The organism is Acinetobacter sp. 766875, assembly GCF_000582055.1.
Classification (GTDB): Bacteria; Pseudomonadota; Gammaproteobacteria; order Pseudomonadales; family Moraxellaceae; genus Acinetobacter; species Acinetobacter nosocomialis.
The window spans coordinates 61,453-82,094 of the sequence record NZ_JEXX01000001.1 but is presented as its reverse complement, the minus strand read 5'-3'; the positions used below and the strand labels follow the sequence as shown (position 1 = coordinate 82,094).

General features: G+C 39.0%; 18 protein-coding genes and 1 pseudogene. 8 read left to right on the top strand and 11 right to left on the bottom strand.

Features of this window, described 5'->3' with window-relative positions:
- Positions 1-36 precede the first annotated feature (36 nt).
- Positions 37-2,445, bottom strand: a complete 2,409-nt coding sequence (locus J576_RS00360; protein ID WP_002048492.1) for an FdhF/YdeP family oxidoreductase — start codon at positions 2,443-2,445, stop codon at positions 37-39.
- 394 nt (positions 2,446-2,839) lie between these two features.
- Between J576_RS00360 and J576_RS00355 the strand changes: the two genes are divergently transcribed.
- Positions 2,840-3,997, top strand: a complete 1,158-nt coding sequence (locus J576_RS00355) for a glycerate kinase (protein ID WP_002048571.1) — start codon at positions 2,840-2,842, stop codon at positions 3,995-3,997.
- Here J576_RS00355 and J576_RS00350 read toward each other — a convergent pair.
- The gene (locus tag J576_RS00350; RefSeq protein ID WP_002048538.1) at positions 3,994-4,560 is read right to left on the bottom strand and encodes a TetR/AcrR family transcriptional regulator; all 567 of its coding nucleotides are present in this window, start codon (positions 4,558-4,560) and stop codon (positions 3,994-3,996) included. The genes J576_RS00355 and J576_RS00350 overlap by 4 nt on opposite strands.
- A gap of 121 nt (positions 4,561-4,681) precedes the next feature.
- Here J576_RS00350 and J576_RS00345 point away from each other — a divergent pair, with 121 nt between their 5' ends.
- On the top strand, positions 4,682-5,464 hold the full coding sequence (locus tag J576_RS00345; protein ID WP_002048539.1) for an SDR family NAD(P)-dependent oxidoreductase: 783 nt from the start codon (positions 4,682-4,684) through the stop codon (positions 5,462-5,464).
- Between the two features lie 37 nt (positions 5,465-5,501).
- Positions 5,502-6,107, top strand: coding sequence for a nitroreductase family protein (locus J576_RS00340; RefSeq protein ID WP_002048541.1), 606 nt, complete (start codon positions 5,502-5,504; stop codon positions 6,105-6,107).
- A gap of 69 nt (positions 6,108-6,176) precedes the next feature.
- On the opposite strand, the gene adeE is transcribed toward J576_RS00340, so the two are convergent.
- Positions 6,177-9,290: a multidrug efflux RND transporter permease subunit AdeE gene (adeE, locus tag J576_RS00335; protein ID WP_002048548.1), complete on the bottom strand. Its 3,114-nt coding sequence runs from the start codon at positions 9,288-9,290 to the stop codon at positions 6,177-6,179.
- 9 nt (positions 9,291-9,299) lie between these two features.
- Positions 9,300-10,424, bottom strand: a complete 1,125-nt coding sequence (gene adeD, locus J576_RS00330) for a multidrug efflux RND transporter periplasmic adaptor subunit AdeD (RefSeq protein WP_002048488.1) — start codon at positions 10,422-10,424, stop codon at positions 9,300-9,302.
- A 78-nt stretch (positions 10,425-10,502) separates the two neighbouring features.
- Between adeD and J576_RS00325 the strand changes: the two genes are divergently transcribed.
- Positions 10,503-11,120, top strand: coding sequence for a TetR/AcrR family transcriptional regulator (locus tag J576_RS00325; protein WP_002048558.1), 618 nt, complete (start codon positions 10,503-10,505; stop codon positions 11,118-11,120).
- A 106-nt stretch (positions 11,121-11,226) separates the two neighbouring features.
- Here J576_RS00325 and J576_RS00320 read toward each other — a convergent pair whose 3' ends face one another.
- From J576_RS00320 to J576_RS00305, 4 genes are all read right to left on the bottom strand, one after another.
- Positions 11,227-11,982, bottom strand: a complete 756-nt coding sequence (locus J576_RS00320) for an SDR family NAD(P)-dependent oxidoreductase (RefSeq protein WP_002048543.1) — start codon at positions 11,980-11,982, stop codon at positions 11,227-11,229.
- Positions 11,983-12,055: 73 nt separating this feature from the next.
- Positions 12,056-13,063, bottom strand: a complete 1,008-nt coding sequence (locus J576_RS00315) for an alpha/beta fold hydrolase (RefSeq protein ID WP_002048505.1) — start codon at positions 13,061-13,063, stop codon at positions 12,056-12,058.
- 90 nt (positions 13,064-13,153) lie between these two features.
- Entirely contained in the window at positions 13,154-14,203 is a 1,050-nt protein-coding gene (locus tag J576_RS00310) for an alpha/beta fold hydrolase (protein WP_002048530.1), read from the bottom strand.
- A 28-nt stretch (positions 14,204-14,231) separates the two neighbouring features.
- Positions 14,232-15,329 (bottom strand): alkene reductase, encoded by a 1,098-nt coding sequence (locus J576_RS00305; RefSeq protein ID WP_022575229.1) that lies wholly within the window; start codon positions 15,327-15,329, stop codon positions 14,232-14,234.
- 111 nt (positions 15,330-15,440) lie between these two features.
- Between J576_RS00305 and J576_RS00300 the strand changes: the two genes are divergently transcribed.
- Complete coding sequence (locus J576_RS00300) at positions 15,441-16,043, top strand: TetR/AcrR family transcriptional regulator (protein ID WP_002048563.1); 603 nt, start codon at positions 15,441-15,443, stop codon at positions 16,041-16,043.
- A gap of 159 nt (positions 16,044-16,202) precedes the next feature.
- On the opposite strand, the gene J576_RS00295 is transcribed toward J576_RS00300, so the two are convergent.
- Positions 16,203-16,757 carry a TetR/AcrR family transcriptional regulator gene (locus J576_RS00295; protein WP_033855488.1) on the bottom strand — a complete coding sequence of 185 codons (555 nt, stop codon included), beginning with the start codon at positions 16,755-16,757 and terminating at the stop codon, positions 16,203-16,205.
- Positions 16,758-17,570: 813 nt separating this feature from the next.
- On the opposite strand from J576_RS00295, the gene J576_RS00290 reads away from it, so the two are divergent.
- A complete protein-coding gene (locus J576_RS00290) occupies positions 17,571-18,206 on the top strand; it encodes a Shedu anti-phage system protein SduA domain-containing protein (protein ID WP_002048506.1) in 636 nt (211 codons plus the stop codon).
- Between the two features lie 45 nt (positions 18,207-18,251).
- Here the strand turns inward: J576_RS00290 and J576_RS00285 are convergent, their stop codons facing one another.
- Together J576_RS00285 and J576_RS00280 are read right to left on the bottom strand one after the other, a co-directional pair.
- Positions 18,252-18,998 carry a hypothetical protein gene (locus tag J576_RS00285; protein ID WP_081400874.1) on the bottom strand — a complete coding sequence of 249 codons (747 nt, stop codon included), beginning with the start codon at positions 18,996-18,998 and terminating at the stop codon, positions 18,252-18,254.
- Between the two features lie 136 nt (positions 18,999-19,134).
- Positions 19,135-19,554 carry a hypothetical protein gene (locus J576_RS00280; RefSeq protein ID WP_002048583.1) on the bottom strand — a complete coding sequence of 140 codons (420 nt, stop codon included), beginning with the start codon at positions 19,552-19,554 and terminating at the stop codon, positions 19,135-19,137.
- Positions 19,555-19,831: 277 nt separating this feature from the next.
- Between J576_RS00280 and J576_RS00275 the strand changes: the two genes are divergently transcribed.
- Together J576_RS00275 and J576_RS00270 are read left to right on the top strand one after the other, a co-directional pair.
- A complete protein-coding gene (locus tag J576_RS00275) occupies positions 19,832-20,089 on the top strand; it encodes a YjhX family toxin (protein WP_002048597.1) in 258 nt (85 codons plus the stop codon).
- Positions 20,090-20,122: 33 nt separating this feature from the next.
- Positions 20,123-20,629 (top strand): annotated as a pseudogene (locus J576_RS00270) (GNAT family N-acetyltransferase).
- Positions 20,630-20,642 lie beyond the last annotated feature (13 nt).

Genomic DNA, 20,642 nt, shown 5'->3' with positions numbered 1-20,642 from the left:
CATTTGCTTAGATTTCATTTTAAAAAACAGGTTCACTTAGAGGCTGCTGACTTTCTTATTGGCATCTTCAGGGTCAACGGCTGTTGCCAAGTTAAAATGCTCTGGTGCATTCCCGGGATGTAAAATCACAGGAACACTTTTTGATGCCGGAATTTTGGCATATTTGTCATGACTGCTTAATGCCACCAAAGGATTGGTTTCCGGATAGTAAGCCGCCAAGCTGCCTCGTGGAATGTTGTACGGCACAATACGGAAACTGTGCACAATGCGCTTCACACCATCCGAGAAAACACTTTCAATATCAACCCACTGATTTGCTTCAAAGCCTGCTTCATCAATATCGGCTTGGTTCATAAACAACACACGGCGCTGACCAAATACCCCACGGTAACGGTCATCCAGACCATATAAAGTGGTGTTGTATTGGTCATGAGAACGGGTGGTCATTAAGGTATACACCTTACTTTCGGTATATGCAGCAGCGTATTGGTTTTCTTTATCCGCGTAGACTTCTTCAAGTGGTGTAATCAGAAATTGCGCTTTACCACTCTTGGTATTCCAGATGTGCTGATTAGCAGGATGCTCGAGGTGGAAACCGCCCGGTTTATAAACACGTAAATTAAAGTCATGGAACTCATCAAACACATCGGCAATGGAGTCACGAATGCGGTCATAACTTTCAATATACCATTTCCATTTAATCTGACTGTCTGGAAGAACAGCTTCAGCCATTCTTGCCACAATATCCGGTTCAGACAATATGTTTTTAGAAATTGGCGTATTACGTCCTGCCGACAAGTGAACATTACTCATGGAGTCTTCAACCGAAATGGCTTGTGGGCCATGAAGCTGCTCATCTATTTCGGTACGGCCTAAACATGGCAAAATAAGTGCATCTTTACCACACACCAAATGGCTACGATTTAATTTCGTTGCGACATGAACAGTTAAATCACATTTTCTAAGCGCTTCTTGAGTATATGGAGTATCTGGCGTCGCAACCGCAAAGTTTCCGCCCAAACCAATAAAGACTTTGACCTCGCCTTCAGCCATAGCTTTAATGGTTTCAACCACACCATGCCCATTTTTTCTCGGTGATTTAATACCGAACACACGGTCAATGCTATCGAGTAGTTTAGGGCTAGGCAGTTCATTAATACCCATAGTTCGGTCGCCTTGCACGTTACTGTGCCCACGAACCGGACAAAGTCCTGCACCCGGTCTACCAATTTGACCACGCGCCAACAATAAATTTGCCAGCATATGTACGTTAGCAGTTCCGTGACGGTGCTGGGTAATGCCCATACCCCAACAGAAAATAGAGCGCTCTGACTCTAAAAAGAGTTTAGAGAGTTTTTCTAAATGTTCAGGTGACAGACCTGAGTGCTTATGAATATCTGCCCACTCGGTTCTTTCTACCTCGGCAATCATTTCATCGAAACCAACAGTATTGACCGCAATAAAGTTTCGGTCAAAAACGCTTGGTTTACCTGAGGCAAGTGCTTTTTTATCCCACTCATTTAAATGCTTTAACATCCCTAACATGAGTGCATAGTCACCCCCAATTTTAGGCTGGAAATAATAACGACTAATTGGCGTACTGCCGTTGGTCATCATTTCAAGCGGTGCTTGCGGGTCTTGGAAACGCTCTAGGCCTCGTTCTTTAATTGGGTTAATCGCAATAATGTTGCCGCCACGTTTAGACACTTCACGCAAAGTACCTAACATACGCGGATGGTTGGTTCCGGGATTATGACCAAAACTAAAAATTGCATCAGCTATATCGAAGTCATCTAGGGTGACTGTGCCCTTTCCTAAACCAATCGAGTCAAGCAAGCCGACACTTGTGGTTTCATGACACATGTTCGAACAGTCTGGAAAGTTATTTGTACCAAAGCTTCGCACAAACAATTGATATAAAAATGCTGCTTCATTGCTGGCACGGCCCGACGTATAAAATGCCGCTTGGTCAGGGTTGTCTAGTGCATGTAAATGTTGAGCGATGAGCTTAAATGCATCGTCCCACGAAATAGGCACATATTTATCGGTTGCAGCGTCATAACGAACTGGGTCGGTTAAGCGGCCTAGGTCTTCTAGGAAGAAGTCACTTTGTTCTGACAGCCAACTAACTGTATGGCCTGCAAAATATTCGGGAGTAACGGTTTTACTGGTTGCTTCAAAAGCAACTGCTTTGGCACCATTTTCACAAAAGTTAAAGGCATGGGCATCTTTCTTTTCTGGCCATGCACAGCCGGGACAGTCAAAACCTGTCGGCTGGTTAATGTTGAGTAAGGTAATTGAGCCTTTGCCTAAAATATCTTGTCGCTTTAGGTTTCGAGCAACACTCAGCAGTGCGCCCCACCCGCCAGCAGGATGAGTATATGGCTCAATTCGCGCAAAACTATTATTTTCCTGTATGTGCTTTTGTTCTTCTGAATTATCCACTTTTTCATCCTCTTATCTTTTTTACACTCAACAGGCTCACTGAAATCACAATTTAATTATGGTTTTATCAAAGCTACCCGCTGTTTACCCATGAGTAGAGTCTGCTTTTTATGTTATTGCTCATATTTTAAAAGCCGGCTCAACCGTTCTTATAATATGTGCCATATTATTTACAATTACAATCATTCAACCCAATCACGTTATTTATATAAAAACATATAAAACAATTGGTTAAAAATTTAATGGCTGTGGTTTTTACAGATAAAAACATTATTGGGTTTCATTTTTAAGAGTTTGAAAGCGTTTTAAAATTGACACTTATATGTGTTTATCTATGGTTTTTTGGTATTAAGCAGTATAAAACAATGAGAAACTTATCCTTATTAGAGCATTTATGAAGGTTGTGATCGCCCCTGACTCATTTAAAGACAGCTTATCTGCTTTGAAGGTAGCGCAAGCCATTGCCAAAGGGTGGCAAGCGGTTTTTCCTCATGCAGAAACTGTTTTATGCCCAATGGCAGATGGCGGTGAAGGAACCATTGAAGCTGTTTTAGAAGTCTGTGATGGTCAATGGCGTGAAAAAACTGTAGTCGGGCCATTAGGTCAGCCTGTTCAAGCCAAATGGGGTTGGTTAGAAAAACAAAAAATCGCCATCATTGAAATGGCTCAAGCGAGCGGCATACAGTTAGTTCCGCCCTCTGAGCGAGACGCCTGCCACAGCACAACCTTTGGCACAGGCCAGCTCATTTTGGATGCTTTAGACGCAGGCGCAAAAGATATTATTTTAACCGTGGGCGGTAGTGCTACTAATGATGGCGGCACAGGCTTACTCAGTGCTTTGGGTGCGGTTTTACTCGATGCTAATAAAAATGTTTTATCCGCAGGTGGGCTTGCTCTAAGCAACTTATCAAACATTGATTTAACACATTTCGACTCACGCATTGAACATACACAGTTTTTACTGGCTGCCGATGTGACCAATCCACTCTGTGGCCCAAATGGCGCATCACATATTTTTGGCCCACAAAAAGGGGCTTCCCCTACTCAAGTACAGTTACTCGATGCAGCCCTTGCCAATTTTGCCGATGTCTCGGCGCAACTTTTAGGTTTCGACAAACGAGATGAAGCAGGCTCAGGTGCTGCTGGCGGTTTAGGCTTTGCAGCCAAAAGTTATTTAAATGCAGACTTTAAAGCTGGTGTTAAAGTCGTAGCCGAACTAAATCAACTTGAGCATAAAATTGCTAACGCAGATTGGGTCATTACAGGCGAAGGTAAATTTGACCAACAAACCTTAAGCGGTAAAACAGTTTTTGGGGTGAGCCAAATTGCCAAAGCGCACAATGTTCCCGTTATTGTGATTGCAGGCGCTTTAGGCGAAGGCTACCAAGCGCTTTATGAACATGGCGTTACAGCTGCTTTTTCACTCGCCAATGGCCCCATTACATTAGAACAGGCCTGTGAATATGCAGCAGAACTCATTTATGAAAGAACCGTCGATATTGCAAGATTAATTCAATTTAGCCAAACCAGCTTAACGGATAACAAAGCTTAATCGGCTAATTTTAAAAGGCTCTCTTTACAGCTTTCTAATATTTCATCACTAAGGTTTGATTGGTCTGGGCATGCGCGAGACAAGGCAATTGCCCCTACAGACTGGGCAAGAATATTAATAGCTTGCTTTCTTAACTCTGGTGTTTCCAAAGAAACTTGTTTGGCTCGTTCGTTCATAATGAACTGAATAAGTTGCTCAATGCCCTCTTCAAATTCGACTTTTACTTCGTCGGGCTGTCTTGCGGCATCACAAGATAGCGCTGTTAAGGTACAGCCCAAATCTCGATTATCTCGATGAGTGCGAGACACATAAAGCTGAATAAATTGAGTTAAGTTTAAACCTTCTATTCTTTTTAAAACCTGCTCAAGCCCATGTTTAACGGTAATTGAGACAAGGTCTGTTTTCGAAGTGAAATGTTTATAAAAGCCGCCGTGGGTAAAACCTGCGCTAGACATTAACTCGGCAATGCCGACCCCGTCGTAGCCTTTGCTACGAAACAGTTGAGTCGCCTTTTCAACAATTTTATCTCGGTTTTCTTTTACCTGAGTTTTACTGACTTTCATGTTGGCGCACCCACTTTTATTCACCCTACTGGTCATAATTATACATTGATTATGATTGACATCAAAAATTAGTTATTTTAGATTATGATCATCATCTAAAAATAAAGCGTGGAGACATCACATGTCAGCTCAATCAAAAGTACTTATTACAGGAGCTTCGTCAGGGATTGGTTCTGTTTATGCAGACCGTTTTGCACAACGTGGCCATCACTTAATCTTGGTTGCACGAGATACCAACCGCTTAGACAAAATCTCGAGAGACCTTCAAGCAAAATACGGTGTACAGGTCGAATTTATTCAGGCCGATTTATCAAAGGATCAAGACATTAGCAAAATTGAAGATGTTCTAAAAAACGATGCTGATATTGAAATTTTGGTAAATAACGCAGGTATTACACTTAGCGGAAATTTTTTAACTCAAGATATTAAAGAAATTGAAACACTCATGACTTTAAATATGACGGCGGTTGTTCGTTTGTCTCATGCGGTTTCCGAGCAACTCGTACGTAAAGGTAAAGGCTCAATTATTAATTTAGGTTCTGTTGTTGGGTTGTCTCCTGAATTTGGTTCTACCATTTATGGTGCAAGTAAGTCCTTTATACATTTTTTTAGCCAAGGCTTACATTTAGAGTTAAAAGATCATGGCGTACATGTGCAAGCCGTATTGCCTTCTGCAACCAAAACTGAAATTTGGGAACGTTCAGGTATCGATTTAAGCCAAGTTCCGCCATTAATGGACGTCAATAATTTGGTGGATGCTGCTCTAATCGGCTTTGATCGTAAAGAAACAATTACAATTCCTGTGCTGAAAGACGAAAATCATTGGAATAATTTTGAAAAATCACGTATGACATTATTACCAAACTTTTCTTCGGCTGAAGTAGCCCAACGTTATACAAACTAACAAGTACCGCTACCCAATTCTCAAGTAGGAAAATCTTATGAATGTTATTGATGCTCTCCGTAAGCGCCGTGCAATTAAACGCTTCGACCCTTCTTTTCAGTTATCTGAAGATAACAAAAAGCAGTTATTACAAGAAGTTTTAGCAAATGCACCAAGTGCTTTTAACTTGCAGCATTGGCGTCCGGTTGTTGTCGAAGATGCTGAGTTAAGACAAAAAATTCGTGCTATTGCTTGGGACCAACCACAAGTTACAGAAGCATCTTTACTCATTGTATTATGTGCAAAATTAAATACATGGGAAGTTGATGCTAAACGTGTATGGGATGGTGCGACTCCAGAAGTTCAAAATATTATGGCTGGCGCGATTGACCAGTATTACCGTGACCGCCCACAAACCCAACGTGACGAAGTTATGCGTAGTGCAGGGATTTTTGCTCAAACTCTGATGTTACTTGCCCAAGAACATGGTTTAGATAGCTGCCCGATGGATGGTTTTGACTTTGACGCAATGGCGAAGCTCGTTAACTTGCCTGAAGACCATGTGGTGTGTTTAATGATTGCTGTTGGTAAGTCAGCTTCTGAACCTTACCCACGTGTGGGTAAACTTCCTTTCGATGAAGTCATTATTCAAAATACATTCTAAGTGATATGTCTTTTAGACCCTCATGCTATAAATAGTGTAAGGGTCTAATTTTTAATGACTTTCATTATTTTATGACATCTTTTTTTCGTTTAGCTTATTGGTTAAACGGCGAACTAAAAGAAAGAATAAAGGCACAAAGAAAATAGAAAGCAAGGTTCCTGAAATCATACCGCCCGTTACGGCTATACCAATTTCTTTACGGCTAACAGCTCCTGCTCCTGTAGATACAGCCAAGGGAAGAACGCCCGCAACAAATGCCAGAGATGTCATAATAATGGGACGTAATCGCTGACCTGCTCCTTCAATAATTGCTTCCATTAATGCTTGCCCTGCCTCTAACTTGGCTGCCGCGAACTCAACAATCAAAATAGCATTTTTGGCAGAAAGTCCAATGGTAGTAAGCATAGCTACCTGAAAGTAAATATCATTCACAAAACCAGCCAGACTTGCAGCCACCACAGCTCCAATCAGACCTAAAGGAATCACTAGCATGACAGAAACAGGAATAGACCAACTTTCATAAAGTGCTGCCAAACACAAAAAGATAAAGATAATAGATGCTAAATATAACCAAATGGTTTGACCACCAGCTAACTTCTCTTGATAAGACAACCCGCTCCACTGAAGGTTAAAGCCTTGTTGCTGATCAACTAACTGCTGCATCTTATCCATAGCTCCACCAGAACTTTCACCAGTTGCCGCAGAGCCTTGTATTTGTACAGCTGAAAGACCATTAAAGCGTTGCAGCATTTGAGGTCCCATTTGCCATTTTACAGAAGAGAAACTAGAAAATGGCGTCATCTGACCTGTCGCACCGCGAACATACCATTGCCCAATATCTTGAGGTAAGGAACGATAAATCGCGTCTCCTTGTATATAAACTCGCTTAACACGTCCCTGATCGATGAAATCATTAATATAAGATCCACCCCATGCCGAAGATAGCGTATTACTGATATCTGTTTGAGCCAAACCAAGTGCACTGGCTTTTCTTTGATCGATATCGACTTGTAACTGAGCTTTATCTTCTAAACTATTTAGACGGACTGCTGCTAAGCCAGAATCAGCACTTGCTGCTTTTAACACATTATTTTGTGCCGCCAGTAAAGCATCACGTCCTTTATTTTCAGCATCTTGTAACCAAAGCTCAAAACCACTTGATTGCCCAAGCCCCCTTACTGCGGCTGGTGAAAGTACCTGAACACGTGCGTTACGCAGCGACTTAAAATATGAGTTTGCCCGAGCAATCACTGCTTCTGCTGTGTTTTCACTCCCTTCTCGGTCATCCCAATGTTTGAGTCCAGCAAATGCCATTCCCACATTTTGCCCACTGCCCGCGTTATTTCTACCCATCACCATGAAAATCACATTGAGATTATCCTTTTCTTTCGTCAGGAAATAATCTGCTATCAAGTTACCTACCCGTTCTGTTTCAGCGAGTGTTGTGCCTACTGGCGTACTAAACTGGACCATAACTGAGCCTTGGTCTTCTTGTGGTAAAAACCCAGTATTCATTCGCGTATATTGCCAGCCTAACAAAGCTGTAATACCTAAGAATATGATCATAAATATTTTGGGCTTACCTAAAACAGCGAGCAGCTTTGTACGATAGCTTGACTGCCCTTGTTCGACTTTACGATTGAACCAAGTAAAGAATTTTCTCTGCTTCTGTTTTTCATTTGCAGGTTTAAGTAAGGTTGCACATAACGCAGGTGAAAGGGTTAAAGCAACAATGGCTGAAAGCACCATAGCCGATACGAGTGTTACCGAAAATTGGCGATAAATAATGCCGACAGAACCACCAAAAAAAGCCATAGGTAAAAATACCGCAGCAAGTACCATCGCAATACCGACCAATGCACCCGATATTTCTTTCATTGAAATTAGGGTAGCTTGCCGGGCATCAATATGTTGCTCATGCATAACCCGCTCTACATTTTCTACAACGACAATTGCATCATCTACTAGTAAACCAATTGCAAGTACCATCGCAAATAAAGTCAGCGTATTAATGCTATAACCCAATATACTGAGTACACCAAACGTTCCTAACAATACGACCGGAACCGCAATAGCTGGAATTAAAGTGGCGCGCCAGCTCTGTAAAAACAAGAACATGACAATAATGACTAGAACAATTGCCTCAGCTAAAGTTTTAATCACTCCTTTTACAGATGCTTCAACAAATGGAGTACTGTCACGTGGATATGCAACTTTTAACCCTGATGGCATAGAACCGGTTAAACGCGTGACCTCAGCTTTTACTCTTTCAGCGGTTTCTAAAGCATTGGCACCCGAAGCAAGTTGAATAGACATACCCGAAGCTGGCTTTCCATTCAAACGTGTAGAGGTTTGATAATTTTCTGCACCGCGCTCTACACGAGCTACATCTTTAAGTAAAACTACAGCTCCGTTTGTTTGAGTCCGTAAAATAATATTTTCAAATTGATTTACGGTCTGTAGACGGGATAATGCTGTTACGGTTGCATTTAAAGCCTGTCCGTCACGAGTTGGTAATGCCCCCAACTCACCTGCTGTAATTTGTGCATTTTGAGCTTCAATCGCAGTTCTGACATCTGAAGGCATAAGGCCATAGCTATTTAGTTTATGTGGATCGAGCCATATGCGCATTGCATATTGAGCACCAAATACTGTGATTTCACCTACGCCATCGACGCGACTTAGCGGGTCTTGAAGTGTGCTCACCATGTAGTCGGATATATCGACAGAAGTTCTTGTATTACTTTCATCGTAAAGTGCAAAAACCAATAGACTATCGCCTTGTGACTTTGTCACGGTTATACCTTGCTGCTGCACTTCTTGCGGTAGTCGGCTAAGCGCCTGATTGACTGCATTTTGGACCTGAACTTGAGCGGTATCAGGGTTTGTTTTTTGATTAAAACTTAAGCTTATACGTGCCTGGCCAGCCGAGCTGCTACTCGATGAAAAATAAAGTAACCCATCAATGCCCTTAATTTGCTGTTCCAAAATCTGGGTTACACTATCTTCAACAGTTTTGGCAGATGCCCCGGGATAATTTGCAGTGACGTTTACACCCGGTGGTGCAATATCTGGATATTGTTCAATGGGTAAGGTCAAAATAGAAATGGTACCCAAGGCCATAATACAAATAGAAAGAACCCAAGCAAAAATAGGCCGTGCAATAAAAAAACTCGACAACATAGCGCATCCTCAGGTCATTGGAGTAGGTTCAATCGCCATACCGGCACTTAAACCTTGCAGGCCATCAACAATGACTTGATCTCCTTCGTTCAAGCCCGATTTCACTAACCAACGGTTATCAATTGCATTTCCTAGCGTAATTTTTCGTTGTTCAGCTTTATTATCTTTTCCAACCACCCATACAAGCGCGGTTCCATCTGCATCTCTAAAAAGTGCTCCTTGGGGAATTAAAATGCTGTTAGATCGCGTACCCGTTCCAAGCTCTGCACGTACATACATTCCCGGCAATAAACCATGATTTGGATTTGAAAATGCTGCACGCAACGTGATACTTCCAGTTGCTTCATCTACTGCAATATCACTGAACTTAAAAGTTCCTTGTTGCGAATAAGTGGTGCCATTTTCGAGCTGTAAACGTACTGAAAGTTCAGTTGGTTTTATTCCATTTTCAGTGAGCTGTTTACGTAGCGCCATATATTCATCACTCGACTGAGTTAAATCGACATACATCGGGTCAAGTTTTTGAATGGTTGCTAAAGGATCTGTTTGTGCAGAAGTCACTAAAGCTCCGCGTGTAATCGAAGAGCGCCCTATCCGCCCTGAAATAGGCGCAGTAACTTGTGTATAACGCAAATTAGTTCGCGCTGTTTTTAATACTGCTTCATTTACAGCAACGGTGGCTTTTGCCTGTTCATAAGCACTTAACGCATTATCAAGTTCTTGCTGACTCACGCCATTTACCTTAATGAGTTCCTTATAGCGCTCAGCTTGCAGACGAGTTGAGTTCACTGTTGCTTTAGCAAGTGCAAGGTTACCAGCAGCCTCATCAACGCTATCGCGATAGAGTGAAGAATCAATTTTATAAAGCGGTTGTCCTTTATTCACCTGAGAGCCTTCTTTAAACAACTGCTCAATAACTACTCCGTTTACTTGTGGACGCACTTGTGAGATTTCAGAAGCCACTGTTCTTCCAGCTAACTGATAAGAAGATTCAATCGTCTCTTTTTTTATGGTGATAACACCAACCTTTTGGTTATTTTTAACAATAGGTTTTTCAGAATCACATCCACTTAGAAACAAGAGCACAGGCAATAAATACAAGGTTTTACGACAAAAAAAATGAATATCAGGCATATCGGGAACCCGAGAAATATGGACAATTTATTTACTTTACTGTAAAGTAAATAAATAAGATGTGCAAGAAAACACCATATGTTAAAAAAATCTCCAGGACGTCCCTCTCGAATCCGCCCAACTCTTATAGCAGCAGCACGTGAACTATTTCTTGAACAAGGTTTAGAAGTCCGTTTAGAGGCTATTGCCACTAAAGCTGGTACAAATCGACAAACTTTATATAACCATTTTCCAACCAAAACAGCGCTGCTGATTGAAGTCTTCGACCATTTAAAAGCAGAAATGGAAGCTCCTTTTATTGAGCATCACGTGGATAGTAACAAACGATTAGATCAACGTTTATTTGATATTGGGTACGCTGTGCAAACTCATTTTTATAATGTTGATGCAATTCGTCTGCAACGATTACTGATTATTGCTTTAGTTGAAATGAAAGAGATTCTTCCTAAAATTCAGAATCGTACTCAAGGCAATATTAAGAGGTCTTTAAGTCATATTCTTGAAACTGCACACAATGCTGGCTTAATTCAAGTTGAACATCCTGATGAAGCTGCTAAAGCCTTTTTGGGTGCTGTAATGGGATATTCTTATCCTGCAACAATGCTAGGGGGTGCACCACCCACTCCTAAAGAATTGAAAAAACTCAATCAAGAAGTTTGTTCAATGTTTTTAAAGGCATGGCAGTATAAAGAATAACTGCAAAAATGATAAAAGCCCCTATTCAACGGGGCTTTTTAAAATAGGCTCATAACTAAAACATGCTAAACAATATTGACCATATCAATCTAAACCACATGCTCACCTAAATACCATAACCGCCATCAATATTAATATTTGAACCAGTGATATATCCCGCATGCTCGCTACAGAGCCATAAAACTAAATCTGCAATTTCATTTCTATTACCATAACGTTTAATCGCCATAAGGTCTAAAAGTGAATTTGCCATTTCGCCTTCTGCCGGATTCATATCAGTATCGACAGGTCCCGGTTGAATATTATTTACAGTAATGAATCGTTCCCCCAAATCTCGAGCCATACCTTTAGTTAAGCCATTCACCGCAGATTTAGTCATAGCATATAAAGTTAATCCAGCTGTAGGCACACGTTCAGCATTGATACTTCCTATATTAATAATACGCCCATAATCAGGCATATATTTAACAACCTCATGGCAAGCTACAATCACGCTTTTAATATTTACGGCCATGATCTTTTCTATTTCTTCTAATGTCACATCTTGTATTTTGTTCATCACAAAAATACCAACATTATTCACTAAGATATCAATTCGACCGAACTCATCTGCAACTTTATGAATGGCGTGAATAACCTGTTCTGGTGAACCACTATCAGCTTTAATTCCCATCACTTTTAAGCCATTCGCTTTAAGATCATCTACCAAACGGTTAGCTGCCTGATCTGAGTTTGCATAAGTAAAGGCTACTGTTGCTCCGTGTTCAGCCAATTTAGTGACAATAGCCGCACCTATACCACGTGAACCACCTTGTACAAATGCAATTTTACGTTCTAAATCATGTGATGAAGTCGTGTTCATAACTTATTCATCTCACAAACTATTTAATTGAATTTAAATAAATTATTTTTATCTTGGTAACAGACCAAAATAGTTAGTCGTATTTCTTTAAAGTTCCGATCAAAGCATCATGAAACATTTTAGGATTTTGCATTTGTGGCGAATGCCCCATGCCTTCAAACTCAATTAATTCAGCATTTGGAATCATTTTTGCGGTTTCTTTACCCAAAACGCTGTATTGACCAATTTTTTGTTTAACGTCAGGTGGGGCTATATCACTACCAATTGCAGTCGTATCACCAGTACCGATATAAAGCACGGTAGGCACTTTAAGATGAGAGAATTCATAATAGACGGGTTGTGTAAAAATCATGTCGTAAATAAGAGCTGAATTCCATGCGACCTTTTCATGTCCTTTGCTCGCATTTAGTCCAGCCAGCATATCAACCCATTTGTCATATTCTGGCTTCCATACGCCTTGATAATAAGTTTTTAATTCATAGGCTTTGATTGACTCAGCAGTCACCTTCAGTTCACGCTGATACCATTGGTCAATAGTACGGTACGGAACCCCTTTTGCTTTCCAATCTTCTAGTCCAATTGGATTAACCATTGCGAGGAGTTTTATTTGTTGGGGATACATAAGAGCATATCGCGTTGCGAGCATGCCACCTGTTGAATGTCCTAATAAAATCGCTTGTTTAACACCCAGTTTTTCGAGTAAAGCATGAGTGTTTTGTGCAAGCTGTTGGAAACTATATTGATAATGATCGGGTTTACTAGAAGTACAAAAACCGATCTGATCGGGAGCAATCACCCGATAACCATTTTGTGTTAGAAAATTAATGGTTTCTTCCCAAGTTGCAGCACAAAAGTTTTTGCCATGAAAAACCACTACTGTTTGTCCATTCGGCTTCTTGGGTTGAACATCCATATATCCCATTTTTAAATTTTGCTGCTGGGATGAGAAATTAAAATACTGGAGCGGGTAAGGATATTTAAATCCTTCTAAATGCTCTCCATAGACATTATTTGCATAACTAACTGATGACGCAGTGAGACAAGCAAAAAATAAAGACAAGAATGGAAGTTTATTTTTCATCTATCATTTCTCCCAACCACTTGGAATAAGGATGTTTTAGGTGAGTTACATCCGAACCCCAGATAGATTCGGATGTAAAAGTTTTAGTCATTATTTAAATAAAAAGTTCGATAAACTTTTTTCAACACCTTCAGCATTTTCTTCCACCATCCAGTGTCCTGTATCTGGCAAAATAATGGCTGAGTATTCGGCTGGATCAGCTACAAATCGTGCTCGCATCTCTTTAACTAAAACATCATTTACGCCTTTTTGGCCTGTAAGTGCCATAGAAGGTATGGTTAACTTTTTACCATTAGCGAGCAGTGCTTCATTTTGACGAACTGAATCAGCATGAGAATGGTAATAACCAAAAGCTGCTTTTAATTTATCTCGAGTTGAATATGGCTCAATCAACTCAGCAAGGAGTTCAGGCGTAAAAATGTCTTTTTTACCTGCATAAGTTTTAATAAAGTACGAGAAAAATAAATCTGGATCATGTGCAATTTGCTTTTCAGCAATATCACCAAAGCTGAAATAACCAAAGTGCCAACCCAGACCTGGACCATCAAGTGTGTATCCCGGATATCCAAACATCGCACGATCTGGAATTGGCGAGTCCATAAATACTACTTTTTTGATATAGCCCTGATTATTGGCAACCAGTGGATAAGAAGCCGAATTACCTAAATCGTGACTGACATAATAGATTGGCCCTTTACCAGCAATTTTTTTAATCGCACCAATCAAGATTTTTGATGTATTTTCTGCCGAATAATCATCGTTAAGTATGGGAGATGATTGACCCAAACCCGGTAAATCTATTGCAATCACTTTATGGTCTTTCATATAAGAAAGCATGACTGGTTCCCACATTTTCCATGTCGAACCAAAACCATGAATAAATACAATTGGTGTGCCTTTAGATCCTCCTTCAACGTAATGAAGTTTTACACCTTCAGACTCGATAAACTTACTAGATAAACCTTTTGCATAAGCATACTGGCCTAACCCCTCAGATTTCACTTTATTAAACATTTGCTGTGAAACGGCTGGTGGCGTATCTATCGACTTTAAGTTTGGGTCATATTCTGCATTTGCTTGACTTAATCCCAATACACCAATTGCTGCGGACAAAGTCATTACTTTAAAAAATTTATTCATTTTCTTAGCCTTGATTTATAGAGTGGGCTTATTCAGCAGTCGGATAGTCGGTATAACCCGTTGCATCGCCACCATAGAAATATTCAGATTTTGCTGGTGCTAAAGAATGACCTGACTGTAAACGCTCTACTAAATCTGGGTTGGAAATGAAAGGACGACCAAATGCCACCGCATCTACTAATCCTTTATCAAGAATAGTTTCGGCTCTTTCGAGTGAGTAATTTCCACAAACAATTAATGTATTTGTGAACAGTGAACGGAGTTTTTCTCTGAAACCCACTGGATAAGTATCACCATGTGGAAGCATGTCCCACTCAGCCAAATGAATATAAGCGATATTTCTTTTTTGTAATTGTTCAGCTAAATAAAGCGTAATTTCTTCGGGTTGTTGGTCTGTCATGCCATTAATGGTTCCCCAAGGTGATAAACGCACACCTACTCGGCCGGCACCAATCGCATCAATCAATGCGTCGACAGTTTCCAATAAGAAACGTGCACGATTTTCAACAGATCCACCATAGTTATCAGTACGCTGGTTCGCATCTGTAGATAAGAACTGGTCAAATAAATAACCATTCGCGGCATGAATTTCGACTAAATCAAAACCTGCTTGTACAGCATTGCGAGCAGCTTGAATAAATTCCTGTTTAACGTTTTGAATATCATCAAAATCCATTGCTCTTGGCATTTCGGCAGGCACCATTGCCCCTTCACCTTTTTCATTGGCAATAAATACTGAAGCTTTGGCCTGAATAGCAGATGGTGCAATGGGTTGTTCGTGGTTGCTATGCAGTGAAGAGTGCGACATACGCCCAACATGCCATAACTGAGCAGCAATTTTTCCGCCTTTTTCATGTACAGCTTGAGTCGCTAAAGTCCAACCTTTGATTTGTTCTTCTGAATAAATACCGGGCGTAAAAGAATAGCCTTTACCCACATCAGAAACTTGTGTGCCTTCAGTAATGATTAAACCAGCACTTGCACGTTGACCGTAATAAAGTGCATTAAGCTCGGTCGGCACATCATTAGGTTGTGCTGCTCTTGATCTGGTCATCGGTGCCATAACAATACGATTGCTTAGTTCAACATCACCCACAGCCACTGGATTAAATAATTTGTGATTCATTTTTTAGCCCTTAAAATATGCATAAGATTATTTATGTAGTGATCACTATATAATCGTGCTAAAATACAGTCAACATGTTTTTGTAGTGATTGATACAAAATGGAGAGCAAAATGAATAAAACCGCAGGTCGTGGCCGCCCTCGTAATTTCGATCGAGATGCTGCATTAGACAAAGCGATGAATCTATTTTGGCGAAATGGTTATGAAGCGACGTCGATTAATGACCTGACAAAAGCAATGGAAATCAACCCGCCAAGTCTTTACGCTTCTTTTGGAAACAAAGAAAAATTGTTTATTGAAGCTGTTGATTATTATGTTAAAAATTTTGGTAATTATCGAATTGAGGCACTTCAAGAGTCTTTAACAGCTCAAGAAGGCATTAAAAATTTGTTAATCAGAACAATTGACCAATTTTATAGCAAGCCAGATAAAACAGGCTGTTTAGTTGTCTCTGCTGCATTATCAGGTTCATCTGAAAGTAAAAATGTACAAGACATCTTGAGTAATGAACGCAGAAAAACCGTTGCTCTTATTAGAGCGAGACTTGAACAAGGTCAAAAAGATGGTGATGTGGCTGAAAGCTTAAACTTAGATGTTTTAGCAGATTATTTTGGCATGATTCTATTTGGTATTACGGTTCAAGCAAAAGATAATGTGCCTATTGAAAATCTATACGACAGTGTAGAAATGGCTTTAAAAACCTTAAACAATTAATTTTAATGATTTTATAGTTGAAATCATTTGGTTTGATTTCAACTTAAATCACTAAGATAAAATTGCTTTAAATAACCAATAAGATTTGTGGGTTAGTGAAAAAAAACGCTCACCTTGATGGTTTTTATTGTTTCTAACTTTTCATTTCCACACTTTTAGCTAAGCCAAAGCATTTAGAAAGTAATTAAATAACCTCTCTTTTTGATCGACCTGTTCTGAGCTTAAAAGCTGAATAATTGCGCCTTCAATCATATATAGCAATATTTTGGCGTCATTAAAGGCTGCATCGTTTTTTAGTAATCTAAGCTGACTATATATTTCATTGCTAAGCCATGTTCTGTATCTGACCGCAGTTTGGTAAGCGTTTGGATAGCTGTTTTTAGTTTCAAAAATGGCCTTAAATAATAAGTAGTAAGGCCCTTCTAAGTCGGTATGTAATACATAAAGTTTTTTGAGTTTATCGATTGTGCTTGTGTCATGGTCGTACTCCACTATTGCAACCACTTGGTCTTGGAGCCGTTCTTTTTGCACAATTAAACAGATATCAATGAAGCGTTCTTTAGAGTGAAAATAATTATAAAACGTCATTTTATTCACTTCGGTTTCTTTCACAATTTTGTCGACGCCGACCATATGAAAGCCACCGTAGTGAAATAAGTCGATCCCTTTTTTTACAACCTCAAAAGCACGTGTTGGGAGAATTAAATTTGGCATAGTTTTACCGTTATAAAATAAATTGTTGTTGTATATAAATGAGATATAAAAGCCTTTTACTTTTTTAAAGCTGAAAAAAAGGCATAGCAAAGCCATAAAGACTGTGCTTGGCACATCTCAAGTTTTATTGTTGCTGCAAGTTTTTAGTCGTGACGATTTAAAGCCTGATTTGCCGCATGGCGATCAAACTTGTTAAAAACTAAGTTGTGTTGTTATAACTTTTGGCAAAGGTTGCCAAGAAATAATGGATGTGCAAAGCCAACTCCTTTTTATTTGGAGTTCTGCCAGACATTTATAGAATTATGGTGGCAGAACGAGAAAGGGTTCGCAGACTAGTATTATCTCAAACTAGCACACCCGTAGGTGTCCCTCTCCCGTCCTACCGCTACGGGAAAGGAACGAGTGGCTACCACATATGAGTATTCCTCAGAAGGAATGGCTCTGATGCGGGAGATAATATTCGGTCTGCGACGACCGACTGGCAATGTAGGCCAGCAGGCAAAGAATAGTGCTCAACCCTTTTGCAGTCAAGCACACAAAATGACATTTGTTTTAAATTAGATCATTAAAAAGTAAGGATAAATAATGGGTGAGTTATTGTTAAATGGGGGTTTATAAAGGGAAGATAATTGGCTTGGAAGATTGCATACAAGATGTAGTATGTTAATTTTTAGGAAAACTTAAAATCAGTTTTTTAATTATTAAAATAATGAATGAGTTTTACATGTATAATTGCACACTTAAACAAAATTCGGGTTAAATAAGCTAGTAGGTGTAACATATTTTAGATCTTCATAATTAATCGGATGAATAATGGTTTTTGATTTAGTAAAAGTAAAAGAGCAGCTAAAAAATGCAAGAGCTACATCTTCTGAAAGACAACTTCTACAATTACTAAAAGAAAATAGTTTTCTTTTCTCTGAGTTATTTTCAAGACATTGGGGAATACAACCAATTTTTTCAGAAGTTAGTTTTGGTAATAATTTTAGATGTGATTTTTGTTGGTTAAATGATAATTCAGATGGTCCTGAGTGGGTTTTAGTCGAAATTGAAAAACCTAATGTAAAGCTCTTTAATCAAAAAAATGAACCTAGTGCTGAGTTAAATCATGGAATTGAACAAGTAAAAAGTTGGCAAAGATATTTTAATATTCACCCTGCTGAGAAAAGCAGGATCTTTGGAGCGGTAAGCAAATTTAGATATATTTTAGTAATTGGTGAAAAAAATGATTGGGAACAGAAAGAGGCTAGCCTGTGGAGAGCTTTTGAAAATCAGAATAGTATCGAAATTCGATCTATGGATATTTTTGATAGAGCTATCGAAAATTATGAAAAAAAACCCAATCATTATTGGAGCTTTGAAGAAAATTCGTATGTATTAAACTCTACAAAACTTCAAAGCTATTGGGAAAAATATTCCTACATAATGAAATGGAGAACAATGCTATAGCTGACATTATTAAGCTAAATAAAGATTTTTTAACATGGAATATTTTCAGCCTGATAGTTGAAACCAAGGTTTCTTTGGCGCAGTCCCAGTATATGCAGGACTAACCTTAATTGGTCCCTGACCTTTTTCGCATTGTTGAACACCCCACTCACTCGGGCGAAAACGTGCATTAGCTCCATCAGGCTCAGGTTTACCAAATTCTTTTTGAATATCGTAATCAATGAGTGGAATTTCTAGTAGTACGATGTCTCCACGAGAACAAGCGATAGTAGGACGTTTCGTATCGTAAACCCATTCACCATAGCCATCGGCCTCATTAGGATCAAAGCGCATAACTGGACCTATTTGCTGATCCCACGCCAATTCCATTCGAGGAGGCTCTATTGCTGTTACCCACATTCCTGCGACTTGTACAGGATGAGGGAAACGTACAGCCTGTAATCCACGTAAGCTAAAAGGTACTTGTGGCTCACCGTTGTCAAAAGCATCGTAACGACTAATTAAACTCCCTTTAGGAATCAACAGTTCGCCATATTGTGCATCTTGAGATAAAACGAAATGGCTACGACTTTCCTTGTAATGCTGCTTAAGAGCAATCTCATACTTTACCGATTCAGTCATATAAAATAAATAACCTGCCCACAGATCACATATGAATGCCACTAGCGTAATGAATAATGTTTTTTGAGAGAAAAACCTCACAGGCTTTTGAGCCTTATTTCGCCAAAAGAATAGTGCTTTCACTAATAAACCTAGCGTTAGTACAACACCAATCAATGGCGCAATAAACAACAGAAAAATTGCAAAAACCGAGAATGTCTGTACAGGTATCATAATTATTAAATCTTTAGCTTCATTTTTTCAAAGGTGGGTCGCCAAGAAAATTGTATATACGAGTATTAAAAAACAAGCCTTATAATTCCAGGCACTATTTTATAGTTTTAGCATTTTCACATACTAAATTAAGCATAGCTAAATCATTGTCACCCGTGGCTTTCATTACTTCACTCTTTTTATCGCTCTTGTACTTAAGTTCACCATTATTTTTATCACCAATCATAAAGTCTAAAATCTGTATCGTCTTGTGTGAACAGTCAAAAGCCATATGAAATTGTGCAATATTATCTTTATCAAAATCACCTGTATAAAACTTTGTTTCGGGTACGCCAACTAGTTTTCTGGTAGCAGTAATTTTAAATTTACTTTTACTTGGTAAATAAAATTCGATTGAATCTAGTTCAAAAGCATAAGCGATATCTTCTTGTTGATAATAAACTTCTTCTGCTTGAATACTATTGGAAAAAGCTGCACAGATAGGAAAAATTAGGCTAAAAATTGTTTTTTTCATTTACTAAAACTCATACATAATTTTTTGTTGCCTGATTTTATATAAATGAATGGCCTATGAATATAAAAACATTTGTTATTAGGTGATATATACAGTTAATATACCCTTTAAATAAAAGTATCCCCCTTCTAAAAGAGGTTTATATGTTGGAGATAGTAATCATCTGATAATCACTCTCAATTTTTATTATTGAGTTGATTATCAATGTCGCAATTTTTCTGTGGTCATATTTCTGATCACCTCTATTTGCACGTTTGATTATTATCAAGGCTCCAACATGAATCTTTCAAAGTTCGAACAGCGAACTCTTCATGTCCTTGCCAAAGGCGGACATATTAAATACCAACGTAATGCATCAGGCACAGTCTATTTCGTTGAATGCTATACACGAGAAGGTTTCGTGCTATCTGATTGTTCCTTAGATGTATTTAAAAAGCTAAAAGCAAAACGTTTAATCAAGTCTAAAAATAGCCAACCTTATCAAATTACATTGTTAGGACTCCAGACTGTCCGCCCTCAACTAGACAATCGTTGATATAAGTTGCTATTTATTAAGAGAAAGAAAAATATGAATATTACAATTCGAGATGAACAACCCGAAGATATTAAAAATATCGAAGCGTTGACAAAAGCCGCGTTCTTAAATGAAGAGCATTCTAGCCATACCGAACAATTTATTGTGAATAGCCTTCGGAAACATAAGCAACTCACGATCTCTTTAGTTGCTATAGAAGATGGCTTAATTGTAGGTCATGTGGCTATTTCACCAGTTACAATCACGTCAGGTGAAACTGGTTGGTAAGGCCTAGGCCCTATTTCTGTATGCCCAAATAAACAAGGAATTGGCATTGGTTCTCTTTTAATGAATGCAGCTCTTCAAAAGTTAAAAGAATTAGGCGGAAAAGGCTGCGTTCTATTAGGTGATCCAAATTATTACAGTCGATTTGGTTTTAAATCATACCCTGATTTAAATTTACCTAATGTACCAAATGAATACTTTCAAGCTATAAGCTTCACTAATGATATTCCCTCAGGAGAAGTTACTTATCATGAAGCATTTATGGCAACTGAATAAATAAGTTCGCTTA

Excerpts from the sequence above, each read along its gene's own strand:
- J576_RS00355 (WP_002048571.1), top strand. The coding sequence starts at position 2,840 with ATGAAGGTTGTGATCGCCCCTGACTCATTTAAAGACAGCTTATCTGCT.
- adeE (WP_002048548.1), bottom strand. The coding sequence starts at position 9,290 with ATGTTGTCGAGTTTTTTTATTGCACGGCCTATTTTTGCTTGGGTTCTT.
- J576_RS00320 (WP_002048543.1), bottom strand. The coding sequence starts at position 11,982 with ATGAACACGACTTCATCACATGATTTAGAACGTAAAATTGCATTTGTA.
- J576_RS00310 (WP_002048530.1), bottom strand. The coding sequence starts at position 14,203 with ATGAATAAATTTTTTAAAGTAATGACTTTGTCCGCAGCAATTGGTGTA.
- J576_RS00280 (WP_002048583.1), bottom strand. The coding sequence starts at position 19,554 with ATGAAAAAAACAATTTTTAGCCTAATTTTTCCTATCTGTGCAGCTTTT.
- J576_RS00275 (WP_002048597.1), top strand. The coding sequence starts at position 19,832 with ATGAATCTTTCAAAGTTCGAACAGCGAACTCTTCATGTCCTTGCCAAA.
- J576_RS00300 (WP_002048563.1), top strand. The coding sequence starts at position 15,441 with ATGAATAAAACCGCAGGTCGTGGCCGCCCTCGTAATTTCGATCGAGAT.
- J576_RS00350 (WP_002048538.1), bottom strand. The coding sequence starts at position 4,560 with ATGAAAGTCAGTAAAACTCAGGTAAAAGAAAACCGAGATAAAATTGTT.
- J576_RS00325 (WP_002048558.1), top strand. The coding sequence starts at position 10,503 with ATGTTAAAAAAATCTCCAGGACGTCCCTCTCGAATCCGCCCAACTCTT.
- J576_RS00345 (WP_002048539.1), top strand. The coding sequence starts at position 4,682 with ATGTCAGCTCAATCAAAAGTACTTATTACAGGAGCTTCGTCAGGGATT.
- J576_RS00315 (WP_002048505.1), bottom strand. The coding sequence starts at position 13,063 with ATGAAAAATAAACTTCCATTCTTGTCTTTATTTTTTGCTTGTCTCACT.
- J576_RS00290 (WP_002048506.1), top strand. The coding sequence starts at position 17,571 with ATGGTTTTTGATTTAGTAAAAGTAAAAGAGCAGCTAAAAAATGCAAGA.
- J576_RS00340 (WP_002048541.1), top strand. The coding sequence starts at position 5,502 with ATGAATGTTATTGATGCTCTCCGTAAGCGCCGTGCAATTAAACGCTTC.
- J576_RS00305 (WP_022575229.1), bottom strand. The coding sequence starts at position 15,329 with ATGAATCACAAATTATTTAATCCAGTGGCTGTGGGTGATGTTGAACTA.
- J576_RS00295 (WP_033855488.1), bottom strand. The coding sequence starts at position 16,757 with ATGCCAAATTTAATTCTCCCAACACGTGCTTTTGAGGTTGTAAAAAAA.
- adeD (WP_002048488.1), bottom strand. The coding sequence starts at position 10,424 with ATGCCTGATATTCATTTTTTTTGTCGTAAAACCTTGTATTTATTGCCT.